Here is a 15195-nt window from a genome sequence, read left to right as displayed (position 1 = left end):
AATAACTACTAGGTTGTCACTCATGGTAGAGAATGTGTGGTTAGAAAGCAGTGGGACAGGGGCTGATATTGTTGTCCTTCATGGCTGGGGTTTGAATGCGAATATTTGGACACCTATTCTTGCGCCCTTACAGCAGTTAGGTCGCGTTACCCGTATCGATTTACCTGGCTACGGTGACTCAGCTTGGCCAGCCTCGCTGCCACTCACGTTCGACAACTTATGCGCACTCACCCAAGCAGCGCTGCCACCATCGTGTCACCTCATCGGTTGGTCCCTCGGTGGTTTAGTGGCGACCCAGATTGCACTGCGCGCACCGCAACAAGTACAAAGCCTTACAACTGTCGCTTCATCACCTTATTTTCCCAGTGTGGCCGAAACGCAGTGGCCCGGTATTGAGCCTAAGATTTTGAACCAGTTCGGGAAACAGCTGAGCAAAGACTTCCGTCGCACCGTTGAGCGCTTTTTAGCCTTGCAATCGCTTGGTAGTCCACACGCCAAACAAGATGTGAAAGTCATTAAAGAGTGGCTTTTTAGTAAACCTATGGCCGCAGTGGAAGTACTTGATGCAGGTTTAGATATGCTCGCCTCAGTCGATTTACGAGCACAACTGGCGCAGTTAGAAATGCCGTTTCTACGTATGTATGGGCGACTTGACGCACTCGTGCCTGTTGCCACCGCAGACAAGGTTCAGCAATTAGCGCCAAACAGCACGCAAGTCATTGCGCCGCGCTGCAGTCATGCCCCGTTCATCAGCGATCCGGAGCAGTTCATGCAACAATGGCGCGCATTCTTTTCAGCCCAAGCTTAGCGCTGGCACTGCTTACAATACACCGTACTACGCTGACCTAAGCGGATTTCGGTCAGCTCGGTTTTACACACCATGCAAGGGCGCCCACCACGACCATACACGTTTAAGTGCTGTTTAAAGTACCCTGGTTGGCCGTCGGCTTGGGTGAAGTCTTGGAGCGTGGTGCCGCCTTGTGCGATTGCCGCGCTGAGGGTTTCTTTGATAATCGGCACCAGTCGCTGATAACGCGCCAAGCTCACCTTACCCGCAGCGCGTTTAGGGTGAATACCGGCCTTAAACAGCGCCTCATTGGCATAAATGTTACCCACCCCAACAACCACATGATTGTCCATCAAGAAGGTCTTAATCGCTTGGGTTTTACCTTGCGCCTGCTGATGTAGGTAACTGGCAGTAAAGGCCTCGGTCAGCGGCTCCGGTCCCAGCGCGCGTAACAAGGGGTGCTCAACTCCCGGATGCTGGGCGCTAAACAGCACACAGCCAAAACGGCGCGGGTCGTTTAATCGCAAACACTGGCCATTGGTCAATTGCAGTTCGAAGTGATCATGCTTCACCACCAAGCTATCGCTAGCCACCACTCGGAGCGCACCCGACATGCCTAGGTGCAAAATGAGAAAGCCTTTATCGGTATGCAAGATAAGGTACTTCGCCCGTCGCTCCACCTGATGAATAAGCGCGCCTTCAAGCTGCATCACCTGTTCCGGTATGGGCCAGCGTAAACGAGGTTCACGTACGACTACAGCCTTAATTTGCTGGCCTTCTAGATGGGGCGCTATGCCCATTCGACTGACTTCAACTTCTGGTAATTCTGGCATCTCATTTCTCTTGTGTTTGGTGACACTGTCCACTATATTTCGTCGGTTAGATAATGAGGCACTATCCATCAATGACGACACATTCACATGCACTATCGTTCGCGGGTTTCGACACTGCGACCATTGATATTGAGCATTTTATTTCGCACGGTTATGTCATTGTACCCAACTTTCTCGAGCGCCAACACTGTCTCGATTTATATCATTATGCGGTCGATTTGCCGCCGCCAGCTTGGCAGCAAGCAGGGATTGGCCGGGCCGAAAACTATACCACCAATACGGCAGTGCGACAGGACAGAATTCGCTGGCTCAACAGCGACGCACCCTATGAAAACGCCTACTTGCAGCTCATGGATCAACTCCGAACACTGATCAACCGTGAACTGTTTATGGGATTGTTTGACTACGAGTGTCACCTTGCCCACTATCCGCCAGGAGCTTTTTATCGCAAGCATCTCGATGCCTTCAAAGGGCGCAGTAATCGCATTCTTACGACAGTATTTTACTTGAACCCTGAATGGCAAGAACACGATGGTGGTCAATTGGTGATCTACGGAGATCGTGGACAAGTCCTTGAGACCGTGTTGCCAGAAGCTGGGAAGTTAGTGCTGTTTTTGAGCGACGTGTTCGTTCATGAGGTGTTGACTGGGCTACGTGACCGTTACAGTATCACCGGCTGGTATCGCTTGAATGCCAGTGTAAGCGGCATTGTTGACCCAACCCGATAAGCAGGCAATAAAAAACCCGACACAAGGTCGGGTTTTTTTAGACTGCTTCAAGAAACTTATTTGATTTTAGCTTCTTTGAAGATCACATGCTTACGAATCTTTGGATCAAACTTTTTGATTTCCATTTTTTCTGGCATGTTACGCTTGTTCTTGTCGGTAGTGTAGAAGTAACCAGTACCGGCAGAAGAAACTAGACGGATCTTATCGCGCATGGTTTAGCTCCTTACACTTTTTCGCCACGGGCACGCAAATCTGCGAGCACCGAGTCGATACCGTTTTTATCAATAATGCGCATACCTTTAGTAGAAATACGCAGCTTCACCCAACGCTTCTCTGATTCTACCCAGAAACGGTGAGATTGTAGGTTCGGCAGGAAACGACGCTTGGTCGCATTGCGCGCGTGAGAACGGTTATTACCGGTAACCGGACGCTTTCCTGTAACTTGACATACTCGTGACATCGTTTTTTACTCCAAAAATTGCTTCAAGCTCGCCTGTCGCCCATCGCGGCCTTGCCTTGAATCCGAGGGCGCATTTTATACAGTAAACCGGCTCGGTAATCAAGTAATCGACGTAATTTTTTGATCTTTTGCGATCGTTTTAGATGGTCGCGGTATTCTATTACAGAAGCCCTCGTTCGGCAAACGAAACTGGCGCACCGCTGCCAATCACGAAATGATCCAACAACGCCACATCGATCATCGCTAGCGCCTTCTTCAATCGCTCTGTAACGCGCTGATCCGCTTGGCTAGGTTCTGCTACCCCTGAAGGATGATTATGGGCGAGAATGACCGCTGCGGCGTTATGTTGCATCACCAACTTCACAATCTCGCGTGGATACACTGGCGCCGCATTGATAGTACCGTGAAACAGTTCGACGTATTTAAGCAAGCGGTGCTGGCTATCCAGCAGGAGAATCACAAAGACCTCGCGCTCTTGGTGACGCAGCTGTGACGTAAGATAGTCACGCACCATGGCCGGCTGGGTGAAGCCGTCATCGCGACGCAACTGCCAAGCGAGATAACGCCGGGAAATTTCCATCACCACTTGCAGTTGCATCACTCGCGCAGGACCTAAACCCGGTTGCGTGAGTAAGTCTGCCGCCGGTGCAGCCATCAGCCCGCCGATACCTTCATAGTACTGGAGTAGCTCTCGAGCATAAGTGACCACATCTTTCCCCTTAATGCCCGTGCCCAATAAAATGGCGAGTAACTCCGCATCGCTCAACGCATGTACCCCCATCTCCGCAAACTTTTCACGGGGCCGTTCTGAGGCGGGCCATGCCTTTAAATTTGCCATCACTCCTCCTTGAGTTCGTCGCGACAATCCTTCTGCTTGCAGTGTAACCGAATGAACGAAATCAGCGACATAGGGTACGCTGAGCTCGGGTCACTTCAGCGATAAAGTTCGCATCATGCCCCTTCGTCGTGGTATCTTACAGCGTAAAGATTAGGTAAGGACTCACTATGACGGAACCCCTTTCTAACACGCTTGCTGGCCGCCATATTTTGGTTGGTGTAAGCGGTGGTATTGCCGCCTACAAAACCCCTGATTTAGTTCGTCGCTTACGCGAGCTTGGGGCGATTGTGCGGGTTGTAATGACTCAAGGCGCACAATCTTTTATTACGCCGCTGACATTACAAGCTGTCTCAGGCCACCCAGTCCACGACGACTTACTCGATCCGGCTGCTGAAGCTGCGATGGGACACATTGAGCTGGCCAAATGGGCCGATGTGATCCTGATTGCTCCAGCGAGCGCGAGCACCTTGGCGCGACTTGCCCATGGGCTCGCTGATGACTTGTTAAGCACCTTATGCTTAGCGACCACCGCGCCGATCATGATCGCGCCAGCAATGAACCAACAAATGTGGGCGGCGCCAGTAGTGCAAGCTAATTTGCGCCAACTAGAGCAATTTGGCTTCCATTTGATTGCGCCCGCCAGTGGCGCCCAAGCCTGTGGTGATGTGGGGGCAGGACGTATGCCCGAGCCGTTGGCGTTGCGTGATGCCGTGGTCGAACTGCTCGCGCCACGCGAAAACCTTTTTCAGGGGCAGCATATCCTGATTACTGCTGGCCCTACCCGCGAAGCCATTGACCCCGTACGTTACCTGAGCAACCACAGCTCCGGTAAAATGGGCTATGCTCTCGCAGAACAGGCGCAACGCTTAGGCGCCAAAGTAACCTTAGTCAGTGGACCGACGCAGTTGCCTGTGCCAACAGGAGTCGACTGTGTGCAGGTTGAAAGTGCCGAACAGATGCTCAATGCGGTGCAACAAGCAGTCAGCGCAAGCTCGGTATTTATTGCTTGTGCAGCCGTTGCCGACTATCGCTTGGCTAATGTCGCTGAGCAAAAAATGAAGAAAAGCCAAGCGACGATGCAACTTCAACTGGTACGCAATCCAGATATATTGGCGACCATAGCTGCCCGCCCCGATGCTCCTTTATGTATTGGCTTTGCCGCCGAAACACAGGATGTCGCGCACTATGCCCAAGACAAGCTTACGCGTAAAAAGCTTGCCATGATTGCTGCGAACGATGTCAGTGATCAAGGTATCGGGTTTAATAGCGATGAAAATGCAATGCAGCTATTTTGGCATGACGCCGCAGGACAACTTCAGCAACGCGATCTGCCACGTGCAAGCAAAGGTCACATTGCCGCACAAATTCTACGTCAAATTAAAGAATTACCATCGTCGTAGGCCTTGGAGAACGGCCCACGACGGTTGCTTTTGTAACGGAGACAATAACAACAATGACAAGCAAAAAGCCAAATCGCAAAGAGCAGATTTTAGGCACCCTCGCCCATATGCTAGAAACCAGCCCGGGTCAGCGCATTACCACCAAAAGTCTTGCCGCTGAGCTTGGTGTTTCTGAAGCTGCACTGTACCGCCACTTTCCATCGAAAGCGCGGATGTTTGAAGGGCTCATTGAGTTCACAGAAGAAACGGTGTTGTCACAAATCAACGTGGTGATGGAGCGCGAGAAAGATACCCTAACCCGCTGTCGCAACACCCTCTGGGTACTTTTGAAGTTTGTCGAGGTCAACCCCGGTATCACACGTATTTTAACCGGTGACGCCCTGATGGGTGAGCATGAACGGTTACGTTCACGCGTACAAAACCTGTTTGGTAAAATTGAAGCGAATCTGAAGCAAGCATTACGTGAACGCCGTTTACGCGAAAACGTGCAAGCACGTCTTGACGAGGCCGTGTTGGCGAATCTCTTGATGGCTTATGCAGATGGCAAAATTGCTCAATATGTTCGCAGTGAGTTTAAACAAACACCGACCACCGAATTTGAAGCGCAATGGCAAACCATCGCGCACCAATTACTCTGACGTACGCGCGCGGCTCAATAAGTTCACCGCAGCCTGCTGCGGTGTTGTGTCGCCATACAGCACATCGTAGATTTGCTCACAAATCGGCATTTCTACGTTGTTGCGGCGCGCCAACATAACCACTTCTTTGGTATTCCGATAACCTTCGACCGCCTGGCCAATGCTCTGCATGGCTTCGTCAACCGATTTACCTTGTCCGAGCGCCAAGCCGAAACGCCGGTTGCGCGATTGGTTGTCGGTACAGGTTAAGATCAAATCACCTAAGCCAGCCATGCCAGTGAAGGTTTCAGGTTTCGCTCCGAGTTTTAACCCCAGTCGGGTTAACTCCGCCAAGCCACGGGTGATAAGTGCAGTACGTGCATTGGCACCAAAGCCAATACCATCAGCCATCCCGGCGCCAATTGCGATCACGTTTTTCACCACACCACCAAGTTGCACGCCAATGAAATCGTCATTGGTATACACCCGGAAGCTACGATCGCAATGCAATAATTCTGAGAGTTCATGCACAAACTCTGGATCAGTCGATGACATTGAAATCGCGGTCGGTAACCCCTTCGCCATTTCCATCGCAAACGTCGGCCCAGATAAGACCGCGAGCGCATGGTCATGACCTAAAATTTCCTCCGCAACCTCAAACAACAATCTGCCGGTGCCAGGCTCTAGCCCTTTGGTCGCCCAGGCTACCCGCGCATCGTTGCGCAGTAACGGTTGGATATCGCGCAGTACCTGCGCAAAGCCCCCACTGGGCACCACCACAACAACATTCTGGGCATCGCGCACAGCGTCGTCGAGGTCGTCGGTCAGTGTTAGGGAATCAGGAAAGGACACACCCGGCAAATAGCGTCGATTCTCACGATCTGCCGACATGGTTTGAATTTGTTTGCTATCGCGACCCCATAAACACACCGGAGTACCTTTGCGAGCAAAACAAAGTGCTAGGGCAGTTCCGTAAGAACCGGCGCCTAGCACTGTGACTTGTTTCGTATGCATTAGTGGGTATTAGACCAACTAATTACGCGTCTGCTTGCTGCTCAGCCGCTTGTTGCTGACGCTGTTGCAAGTGTTGTGCGAAAACTGCATCGAAGTTTACTGGCGCAAGGTTCAATTGTGGGAACGTTGCACGGCTTACGAGGCTAGAGAGGCACTCACGCGCGTATGGGAACAAGATGTTCGGGCAGAATGCACCTAACAAGTGTGCGCGCTGACCTTCTTCAAGGGTTTCAGCGATAGTGAAGATACCTGCTTGATGAACTTCCGCCAAGAAAGCAACTTCTTCGCCGATTTTGTTGGTTGCAGTTACTTTCAACACAACTTCATAAGTGTTGTCGTCAAGCTTGTTGTTTTTCACGTTCAGATCAAGGTTCAGATCTGGTTTCCACTCTTTGCGGAAAATTTCTGGCGCATTTGGTGACTCGAAAGAAACGTCTTTCGTGTAGATACGTTGAATTGCGAATGCTTGTTGCTGTTGTGCGTCGTCTTGAGCGGCGCCGTTTACTTGCTGTTCATCAGCCATGGTAATACTTCCTATTAACGTAATTTAATGTTCGAAATTTTATTTTTTCACGAGCGGAAAACTGGCGCCTTGCCAGGCAGAGATTCCACCTTGTAATAAGGCAACGTTCTCATAACCAGCTTTTGCAAGCTGCTGAGCTGCAGCTTTTGCCGTCATGCCTGTTGCACATACAACCACGATGGGGGCACTTTTATATTTATCAAGGGCCGGCGTGTCATTTTTCCGGATTCGCTCAGAAGGCAAATGCAGTGAGCCGTGGATATGCCCCTTGCGATATTCATCAATCGAACGAATATCAACAAACACACCATCGTTACGGTTCACTGCCAGCGTGGCTTCTTGTGCAGAGAGCGCTTTCACATTTGAGGTCGCGGCAGATACATAAGAGACAATGATGGCGATCAGCAGAACGACCCAGAGAATACTCATCAAATAATGGTCGGCTGCGAATGCAAGAAGTTGCTCCATAATGACTCACTACTCCTACTAAAAAAATCAAGCTCAAGAGTATACCCGCTGAAATGTCAGATACCAGTAAAATTTGGGGGCATTTCCTAGGACAGCGGGTGCGTTGCACCACAAAATCGCATAAACTAGAGCCAGATCAAGTAAAACCCGCAGTAAGTCAACATGAGGACGTTCAATGGCTAAGCCACACACTCCCCTTGCACTATTGATTTTAGATGGTTGGGGTCACCGCGAAGCGGCTGACGACAACGCGATTGCCGCTGCCCATACACCCACTATGGATGCCTTGTGGCAGCAATGTCCACACACCTTAGTTGATGGTTCAGGCATGGCCGTTGGTCTGCCCCACGGGCAGATGGGCAATTCCGAAGTTGGCCATGTCAACTTAGGCGCAGGACGTGTGGTTTATCAAGACTTTACTCGCATTAGTAAAGCCATCGCCGATGGTGAGTTCTATCAAAACCCGACCCTCACCCGAGCGGTAGATGCTGCGGTTCAACATGAGGGTGCCGTGCATATCATGGGCTTACTTTCGCCAGGTGGCGTGCACAGCCATGAAGATCACTTACTGGCGATGGTTGAGCTAGCCGCACAACGCGGCGCCAAACGTGTTTATGTCCACGGCTTCCTTGATGGTCGTGACACACCGCCACGCTCAGCAAAGCCTTCGCTCGAGCGTTTTGAGCAGCTCTTTAGTCGCCTTGGCGTCGGACGCTTCGCCAGTCTTTGTGGCCGTTATTACGCCATGGACCGTGACCAGCGCTGGGATCGCGTAGAGCAAGCCTGGCAGCTGTTAGTCGACGGCGTTGCACCCTTCCATGCCGAGAGTGCCAGCGACGGCTTGGCAATGGCTTATGAGCGCGACGAAAGCGATGAATTCGTCCAGCCGACACGCATTGCTGACGCGGCACCGATGCAAGATGGCGATGCAGTCATTTTCATGAACTTCCGTGCCGACCGCGCACGTCAACTAAGTCATGCCTTTATCAGCGATGGTTTCGCTGGTTTTGCCGCCCAGCGGCGACCGCAACTGGCGGCCTTTGTGTCATTGACCGAATATGCCAAAGATATTCACAGCGACGTAGCATTTCCAGCAGTAGCTCTGCATAACGTGCTCGGCGAGTGGTTAGCAAAACAAGGTTATACCCAGTTACGCATTTCTGAGACCGAAAAGTATGCACACGTAACGTTCTTCTTTAGTGGCGGTCGTGAGCAAGAGTTTGACGGTGAAACACGCGTACTGATCCCATCACCGCAAGTCGCAACATACGACTTACAACCAGAGATGAGCAGTGAAGCGCTCACCGATGCCTTGGTTGAAGCCATTGAATCAGGCAAGCATGACGTTATCGTCTGTAATTACCCGAATGGTGACATGGTTGGCCACACCGGTAATTTCGCTGCTGCAGTGAAAGCCGTCGAAGCTGTAGATCGCTCGATTGCACGGGTTATCGACGCCCTGCAGCGGGTAAATGGTGAATGCTTAATCACCGCGGACCATGGTAACGCCGAACAAATGCAAGACCACACGACAGGCCAGTGTCACACCGCGCATACCAGCGAGTTGGTGCCCTTTATTTACGTCGGCCGTGACGCAACACCGCGCGACGGTGGTACGCTATCTGACGTTGCGCCAACCATGCTGCACTTGCTCGGTCTTGAGCAGCCTGCAGAAATGACCGGCTCCCCTATCGTTACCCTCAAATGATGACGCGCGTTGGCTGTTTTTTTGCGCTTGCCTTGCTGTTGCTGCCAGTAACAGCAAGCCATGCGTGGCAGGCACCGTCCCAAGAAACAGCAGAGCAAACACAGGCACGTATTGATGCGATTGCCAAAGAACTGCAACAGCGGCAAGCGGCCATCAAACAGCGTGCAAAAGAACTGAGCAGCACCGAGCGTGCGCTCCAGCAACTGGAAATGGACATCAGTGCCATCGCCAGCAAGCTTAGCGCCACACGTAAAGCGCAAGCGGCCACGCAACAACGTATTGCGCAACTTGAGCAACAACAACGCACACTCGAGCAAGAGCAGGCAAAACAATTGCAGTGGCTCGCCAAGCAACTCGATATGGCCTACCGCATTGGTGAGCATGACTTACTGAAGCTTATTCTCAATCAACAAGACCCTGCACACCTTGAGCGCATGCATGGCTACTACGGCTATTTTAACCGCGCCCGAATGCAACAGCTGCAGCAGGTGAAGCAAACCCAACAAGAGCTGGTAAACATCGTCGCTGATGTCGCCGCTGAGCAAGACAAGCTTGCGCAGCAGGAGCAACAGCAGCAGCGTCAACGCGCCAATCTAGAAAGCCAGCAACAACAGCAGCAAAAATTGGTACGCCAATTAAACCAAGAGCAACAACACGACCAGTCGCGTATTGCGCAGCTAGAACGTGATCAGCGTGAGCTCGAAGAAGTTCTCGCTGCGATTATCGCAGCCTTACGTGATGAGCCTCAGTTGGATGGTTTAGCTCAGCTTAAAGGCCAAATGCGTTGGCCGACACAAGGAAAGGTCCAGCGCCTATTCGGCAAGAACCGTAGCGGTGGAGTGAAATGGAAAGGCGTGGTCATCGACGCCGCCGAAGGCACCTCTGTGCAGGCCATCGCTGATGGCCGTGTGATTTTTGCCAATTGGATGCGCGGTTTCGGGTTATTGCTAGTACTTGATCACGGCGACGGCTACATGAGTCTCTATGGTCATAACCAAGCTATTTTGCCGCGGGTCGGTGACGTCGTCCGCCGTGGCGAAGAGATTTCCTTGGTTGGCCAAAGTGGCGGGCGTGAAGGGCCTGCGTTGTACTTTGAAATTCGTGTGAAAGGCGACCCGGTGAATCCGACGCAATGGTGTCGTTGATGCGGGTGCGTCGTTTGTTGCTCAGTATTGCGCTGCTACCCGCGTTGCTTCTCAGTGCTACAGCACAGCAGAGCGATGCGGCAGCAACGCCTAAAATTGCGATTGTCATTGACGATCTTGGTCACCATCACGATCATTTCGCTTTCACAGCGCTTGCGATGCCACTAACGTTGGCCATTATGCCCTTTACTCCCAAAGCTGAAGCCTTAGCGGCCGCAGCCTCTAGCCAAGGGCATGAAGTGATCATTCATATGCCAATGCAGCGTGAAAATAATGACCTGCAAGAACAAGGTGTGCTCGATCGCTTTGACTCCAAAGCCCAGTTCATCGCAACGCTGAGTGCGGCCATTTCGCGCTTGCCCCAAGCCGTTGGATTAAACAACCATCAAGGCAGTGCACTCACTGCACGCCCGCAACAAATGCAATGGCTCATGCAGGAACTCACACAGCAACAGTTGTATTTTCTCGACAGTCGCACCACCACGCTTACTGTTGCCGAGCAGCAAGCTGAAGCCGCAGGAGTTCTCACCGGTCGTCGCCATGTGTTTCTCGACAACGCGCCAGAACGTGAGGCGATATTAGCCGAGTGGCAACGCTTACTCGATTTAGCGCATCGTCAAGGCTATGCGATAGCGATTGGCCACCCATACCCTGCCACCTTGGCTTTTTTACAGAATGACCTACCCCTGCTCGCTGCAGCACACAATGTAGAGCTGGTGAAAGCCTCTGAGCTACTGCATTAGCGTCTTACGTGAGTTGTTCTAGCTCGGTAATGAGGATCAGCGCTTCGTCTCTGGAATTGCCACAGACATAATCATCCGCTTTGAAATCAGCACACACCTTAGGGCGATCTGGATGGTCAAAAATGGCGCAAAGGTTGGTTTCGGTGAGATGAATACAACGAATGCCAGCGGGTTTCCCGGCTGGCATTCCTGGTAGGGCTGAACTAATGGAAGGTGCTATACAACACGCTCCACATCCAGCGCGGCATTGCATGGCGATTAAGCCATGGCCATGCGCAATTTCTTCATTGCGTTAGCTTCAAGCTGACGCACACGCTCTGCAGAGACTTGGTATTTATCGGCCAATTCTTGCAAAGTGGTTTTGTTGTCTTCGTCTAACCAACGTGCACGAACGATATCTTGGCTACGTTCATCAAGCGTATTAATGGCTGACAACAAACGCTGTTGCGTGTGATCTTGCCATTGCTGTTGCTCAACTTCTTCAGCCAAGTCAGAACGCTTGTCTTCAAGGTACTGAGCTGGTGAATAGGTGCTGTTTTCACGCGCATCGTCATCGTCTGAGCTGAGCTCGAATGCTTGGTCATGGGCACTCATCCGCGCTTCCATTTCCATCACTTCAGCGGTGCTCACACCGAGGGTTTCCGCAACAGTGTTGACTTCTTCTTGCGTGAACCAACCTAAACGCTTTTTCATCTTACGGAGATTGAAAAACAACTTACGTTGCGCTTTGGTCGTCGCAATTTTGACCATGCGCCAGTTTTTCAGCACATACTCATGAATTTCAGCTTTGATCCAATGCACAGCAAATGAAACCAAGCGCACACCTACCGAAGGGTCAAAACGACGCACGGCTTTCATTAAGCCAATGTTACCTTCTTGGATCAGGTCTGCTTGTGGTAAGCCGTAACCTGAATAGCTACGCGCCACATGCACAACGAAGCGCAAGTGCGACATGATCAATTGACGTGCAGCTTCTAAATCATTTTCTTCGGTTAATCGAACCGCCAAAGCCTGTTCTTCTTCAGCGGTAAGCATTGGAATGCGATTGACCGACTGAATATAGGCCTCAAGGCTTCCTCCGCCTTGCGGTACCGCTAACGCCATTTTTGTCATTTCAGTGCTCATTCAACAACATCCTCTTCTGCTGGTGACTGCGCTTGGTGAATCGAATTTCGCAATCACACTTTCAGACCCTTTATAGCCTGAAAAGTTCCCTCATTCTAGCAAATTTGACGCTGCTGACAACGGGATCATTTTGATCTTCATAGAACTGACATGGGGATGAATTATTGCGGTTCAATAGCTCGTACGTGTTTTCTTACCGCCAGATACGAACCTAACAACCCAATACCTATGGCAAAGCCCCAAACCACGCCCATCTCAGTGATATTCAGCCCCGTCAAACGGAATTGGCTGTCATATAATTCAGCGATGTCACGCACCGCTGCACTTAGCCACCACAGTAATACGCCGGTCGCAATCCAAGTGATCACACCACCAAGCAGACCATACCATAAACCGGTGTAAAGAAAGGGACGTTGAATGTAAGCATCTGTTGCACCGACCAGCTTCATGACGGCAATCTCATCACGCTTGCTACTAATATTTAAGCGAATGGTGTTGCCGACAATCAGCACCACTGCAATAGAAAGCAATAGGGCCAGCCCAAGAAAGCCGTCTTGGATAAGACGCACAATCGCTTGAAAGCGTTGCAACCAGCCCACATCAAGACGTGCTTGGTCGACTTCTCGTTGTTGCTGCATTTGCTGCAACAACTGCTCTGCCGCAGCTGGATGACGGTAGCTCTCGGCGGGCGTAACAATCAACACGTCCGGCAGCGGATTGTTTTCTAAGGTATCCAGTGCCTCTCCAAAACCTGAACGCTGGCGAAAATCGGCTAAGCCTGCGGCCTTATCAATCAACCGCGTCGATGCAACGGCTGGATTGACCTGCACCCGCTTATGAAAAGTCGCCACTTCTTGTTCGCTTAAATCTTGACGCAAAAAGAGGGTCATTTCTGAAGCTTGTTGAAAGTTAGCGCCCACCGCATCGGTGTTTTTTACAATCACGTAAAGCGTGGCAGGTAGGGTTAAGCTAAGCCCCAACACCGCCATAGTCATTAACGATGCAAACGGATACCGCGCCAGTTCCCCCAAACTACCAATACATTGCTGTGCGTGGTGCAGCCAAAAGGTTAAGAAACGACGCCCCAGTGAAATTTTGACCTGTTGAGCACCTTGCTGACGGCCGCGAAACAGAAAACTCATAGGTTTTCCTCCACTAAACCATCATTGATCATGCGCCCGTCTTTGAGCGTTAAAGTACGGTAGCGTAAACGTGCGATCAGGCCTAAATCATGGGTGGCAATCACTACCGACACCCCTACCCGGTTAAAGTCTTCAAACAACTTAATGATTTCTGCGGAGAGCTTAGGATCAAGGTTCCCCGTCGGTTCATCTGCCAGCAACAACGGCGGCTTGTTGACCACCGCCCGTGCGATGCCGACCCGTTGTTGTTCACCACCAGAGAGCATACGCGGATAATGACGGATTTTGTCGCCAAGGCCGACCTTTTCCAAGGCCGCTTGCACGCGCTTTCGTGCTTCGCCCATGCTGTAACCTTCAATCAGTAACGGCAGTGCAACGTTGTCGAAAACGGTACGGTCCATTAACAAGCGGTGATCTTGGAAAATCATCCCAATATCACGACGGGCATAAGCCACCTGTTTACGGCTGATCTTTTTCAAATCATGGCCGTTAATCAACACGCGCCCAGCAGTGGGACGCTCCATCATACTGATCAACTTGAGCACAGTACTTTTACCAGCGCCTGAGTGACCTGTTAAAAAAGCCATTTCACCAGGTTCAACGTTAAAACTAACGTTGTTCAGGGCCTGAAAACCGCCTGGGTAGGCTTTACTGACTTGCTCAAATTTGATCATTCGCTACGCGGCTCCTCAATACTGCGCTCAAACAACGCTTTCACAAACGAGGTCGCTTCAAATGGACGCAGATCATCAATCCCTTCGCCTACGCCGATATAGCGGATAGGTAATTTAAACTGGTCAGCAATGGCAAAAATCACCCCGCCTTTCGCGGTACCGTCTAATTTGGTTAAGGTAATGCCGGTGACGCCCACTGCTTCAGTAAACAATTTGGCCTGACTAATCGCGTTCTGACCCGTTCCCGCATCAAGGGTTAGCATGACTTCGTGTGGTGCATTCACATCAAGCTTCTTCATCACCCGGACGACTTTCTTCAGTTCGTCCATCAGATGTGCTTTGTTTTGCAGGCGACCCGCCGTGTCAGCGATAAGCACGTCGACATCACGCGCTTTGGCTGCTTCCACCGCATCGTAAATGACGGACGCACTGTCGGCACCAGTGTGCTGCGCGATCACTGGGATGTTGTTACGCTCACCCCACACTTGCAACTGTTCAACTGCTGCTGCACGGAAGGTGTCACCGGCAGCAAGCATGACTGATTTGCCCTCGCGCTTCAGTTGTTGTGCCAACTTACCAATGGTGGTGGTTTTACCCACACCATTCACGCCAACCATTAAGATAACTTGAGGGCCATCTTGTGTGTTATCGAGCTGCAACGGCTGTTCCACATCTTTAAGAATGTCGACTAAATCGTCTTGCAACAACTGATAGAGGGCTTCTGCGTTTTGCAATTGACGGCGATCCGCCTGCTCAGTAAGGCGCTCGACAATTTTCATGGTGGTGGGCACACCGATATCAGCCGTTAGCAGCTGCGTTTCCAGCTCTTCAAACAGCTCGTCATCGATTTTTTTATCTTTAAAAATGCCCCATAAACCATCACCGATGGCCGTCGAGGTCTTTTTCAACCCTTGCGTTAGCCGTTTCCAAAGGCTCGGCTTACTCTGCTCCTTCGCTGGCTCTGGCTCTGGCTCTGGCTCTGGCTCTGGC

The 15195-nt window shown here is 51.3% G+C and carries 19 protein-coding genes; 7 read left to right on the top strand and 12 right to left on the bottom strand.

The genetic code is table 11. The features are described 5' to 3' along the window. Positions 1-22 precede the first annotated feature (22 nt). Complete coding sequence (gene bioH / locus G535_RS0106615) at positions 23-808, top strand: pimeloyl-ACP methyl ester esterase BioH (RefSeq protein ID WP_026861344.1); 786 nt, start codon at positions 23-25, stop codon at positions 806-808. Here the strand turns inward: bioH and mutM are convergent. Then, entirely contained in the window at positions 805-1620 is an 816-nt protein-coding gene (gene mutM, locus G535_RS0106610) for a bifunctional DNA-formamidopyrimidine glycosylase/DNA-(apurinic or apyrimidinic site) lyase (RefSeq protein WP_026861343.1), read from the bottom strand. The genes bioH and mutM overlap by 4 nt on opposite strands. A 71-nt stretch (positions 1621-1691) precedes the next feature. Here mutM and G535_RS0106605 point away from each other — a divergent pair, with 71 nt between their 5' ends. Next, positions 1692-2348, top strand: a complete 657-nt coding sequence (locus G535_RS0106605; protein WP_084616815.1) for a 2OG-Fe(II) oxygenase — start codon at positions 1692-1694, stop codon at positions 2346-2348. A 56-nt stretch (positions 2349-2404) separates the two neighbouring features. Here the strand turns inward: G535_RS0106605 and rpmG are convergent, their stop codons facing one another. The 3 genes from rpmG to radC form a co-directional block, all read right to left on the bottom strand. Continuing rightward, on the bottom strand, positions 2405-2560 hold the full coding sequence (gene rpmG / locus G535_RS0106600) for a 50S ribosomal protein L33 (protein ID WP_026861341.1): 156 nt from the start codon (positions 2558-2560) through the stop codon (positions 2405-2407). A gap of 11 nt (positions 2561-2571) precedes the next feature. Beyond that, positions 2572-2808 (bottom strand): 50S ribosomal protein L28, encoded by a 237-nt coding sequence (gene rpmB, locus G535_RS0106595; RefSeq protein ID WP_026861340.1) that lies wholly within the window; start codon positions 2806-2808, stop codon positions 2572-2574. A 160-nt stretch (positions 2809-2968) separates the two neighbouring features. After that, a complete protein-coding gene (gene radC, locus G535_RS0106590) occupies positions 2969-3646 on the bottom strand; it encodes a RadC family protein (RefSeq protein ID WP_026861339.1) in 678 nt (225 codons plus the stop codon). A gap of 167 nt (positions 3647-3813) precedes the next feature. Between radC and coaBC the strand changes: the two genes are divergently transcribed. Together coaBC and slmA are read left to right on the top strand one after the other, a co-directional pair. After that, positions 3814-5046 (top strand): bifunctional phosphopantothenoylcysteine decarboxylase/phosphopantothenate--cysteine ligase CoaBC, encoded by a 1233-nt coding sequence (coaBC, locus tag G535_RS0106585; protein WP_026861338.1) that lies wholly within the window; start codon positions 3814-3816, stop codon positions 5044-5046. A gap of 53 nt (positions 5047-5099) precedes the next feature. Continuing rightward, entirely contained in the window at positions 5100-5684 is a 585-nt protein-coding gene (gene slmA / locus G535_RS0106580; protein WP_026861337.1) for a nucleoid occlusion factor SlmA, read from the top strand. Here the strand turns inward: slmA and gpsA are convergent. From gpsA to G535_RS0106565, 3 genes are read right to left on the bottom strand one after another with little or no spacing between them, the layout of a single operon-like run. Then, a complete protein-coding gene (gene gpsA, locus G535_RS0106575; protein ID WP_026861336.1) occupies positions 5676-6677 on the bottom strand; it encodes an NAD(P)H-dependent glycerol-3-phosphate dehydrogenase in 1002 nt (333 codons plus the stop codon). The two genes, slmA and gpsA, sit on opposite strands and share 9 nt — an antisense overlap. Before the next feature lie 22 nt (positions 6678-6699). Next, the gene (gene secB / locus G535_RS0106570; protein ID WP_026861335.1) at positions 6700-7200 is read right to left on the bottom strand and encodes a protein-export chaperone SecB; all 501 of its coding nucleotides are present in this window, start codon (positions 7198-7200) and stop codon (positions 6700-6702) included. A gap of 39 nt (positions 7201-7239) precedes the next feature. Continuing rightward, a complete protein-coding gene (locus tag G535_RS0106565; RefSeq protein WP_026861334.1) occupies positions 7240-7668 on the bottom strand; it encodes a rhodanese-like domain-containing protein in 429 nt (142 codons plus the stop codon). Positions 7669-7843: 175 nt separating this feature from the next. Here G535_RS0106565 and gpmI point away from each other — a divergent pair, with 175 nt between their 5' ends. Genes gpmI through G535_RS13100 form a run of 3 tightly spaced genes read left to right on the top strand, consistent with a single transcriptional unit; the run spans position 7844 to position 11264 of the window. Further along, positions 7844-9376, top strand: coding sequence for a 2,3-bisphosphoglycerate-independent phosphoglycerate mutase (gene gpmI, locus G535_RS0106560; RefSeq protein WP_026861333.1), 1533 nt, complete (start codon positions 7844-7846; stop codon positions 9374-9376). After that, entirely contained in the window at positions 9373-10521 is a 1149-nt protein-coding gene (locus G535_RS0106555; RefSeq protein WP_026861332.1) for a murein hydrolase activator EnvC family protein, read from the top strand. Before gpmI ends, G535_RS0106555 begins: the two co-directional genes overlap by 4 nt. After that, entirely contained in the window at positions 10509-11264 is a 756-nt protein-coding gene (locus tag G535_RS13100) for a divergent polysaccharide deacetylase family protein (protein ID WP_084616814.1), read from the top strand. The genes G535_RS0106555 and G535_RS13100 overlap by 13 nt, the downstream gene beginning before the upstream one ends. Positions 11265-11268: 4 nt before the next feature. Here the strand turns inward: G535_RS13100 and G535_RS14070 are convergent, their stop codons facing one another. The 5 genes from G535_RS14070 to ftsY form a co-directional block, all read right to left on the bottom strand. Continuing rightward, on the bottom strand, positions 11269-11517 hold the full coding sequence (locus G535_RS14070; RefSeq protein WP_084616813.1) for a YkgJ family cysteine cluster protein: 249 nt from the start codon (positions 11515-11517) through the stop codon (positions 11269-11271). A 5-nt stretch (positions 11518-11522) separates the two neighbouring features. After that, positions 11523-12389, bottom strand: a complete 867-nt coding sequence (rpoH, locus tag G535_RS0106545) for an RNA polymerase sigma factor RpoH (RefSeq protein WP_026861331.1) — start codon at positions 12387-12389, stop codon at positions 11523-11525. A 161-nt stretch (positions 12390-12550) separates the two neighbouring features. Further along, the gene (ftsX, locus tag G535_RS0106540) at positions 12551-13531 is read right to left on the bottom strand and encodes a permease-like cell division protein FtsX (protein ID WP_026861330.1); all 981 of its coding nucleotides are present in this window, start codon (positions 13529-13531) and stop codon (positions 12551-12553) included. After that, complete coding sequence (gene ftsE, locus G535_RS0106535) at positions 13528-14205, bottom strand: cell division ATP-binding protein FtsE (protein WP_026861329.1); 678 nt, start codon at positions 14203-14205, stop codon at positions 13528-13530. Before ftsE ends, ftsX begins: the two co-directional genes overlap by 4 nt. Beyond that, the coding region (gene ftsY / locus G535_RS13095; protein ID WP_034727838.1) for a signal recognition particle-docking protein FtsY at positions 14202-15195 on the bottom strand (994 nt) is incomplete at its 5' end. The genes ftsE and ftsY, both read right to left, overlap by 4 nt.

Origin of the sequence: Pseudidiomarina sediminum DSM 21906 (genome assembly GCF_000423165.1) — a bacterium.
GTDB classification, from domain to species: Bacteria; Pseudomonadota; Gammaproteobacteria; order Enterobacterales; family Alteromonadaceae; genus Pseudidiomarina; species Pseudidiomarina sediminum.
The sequence above is the reverse complement of the archived record's forward strand: the minus strand, read 5'-3'. Positions and strand labels throughout refer to the sequence as shown.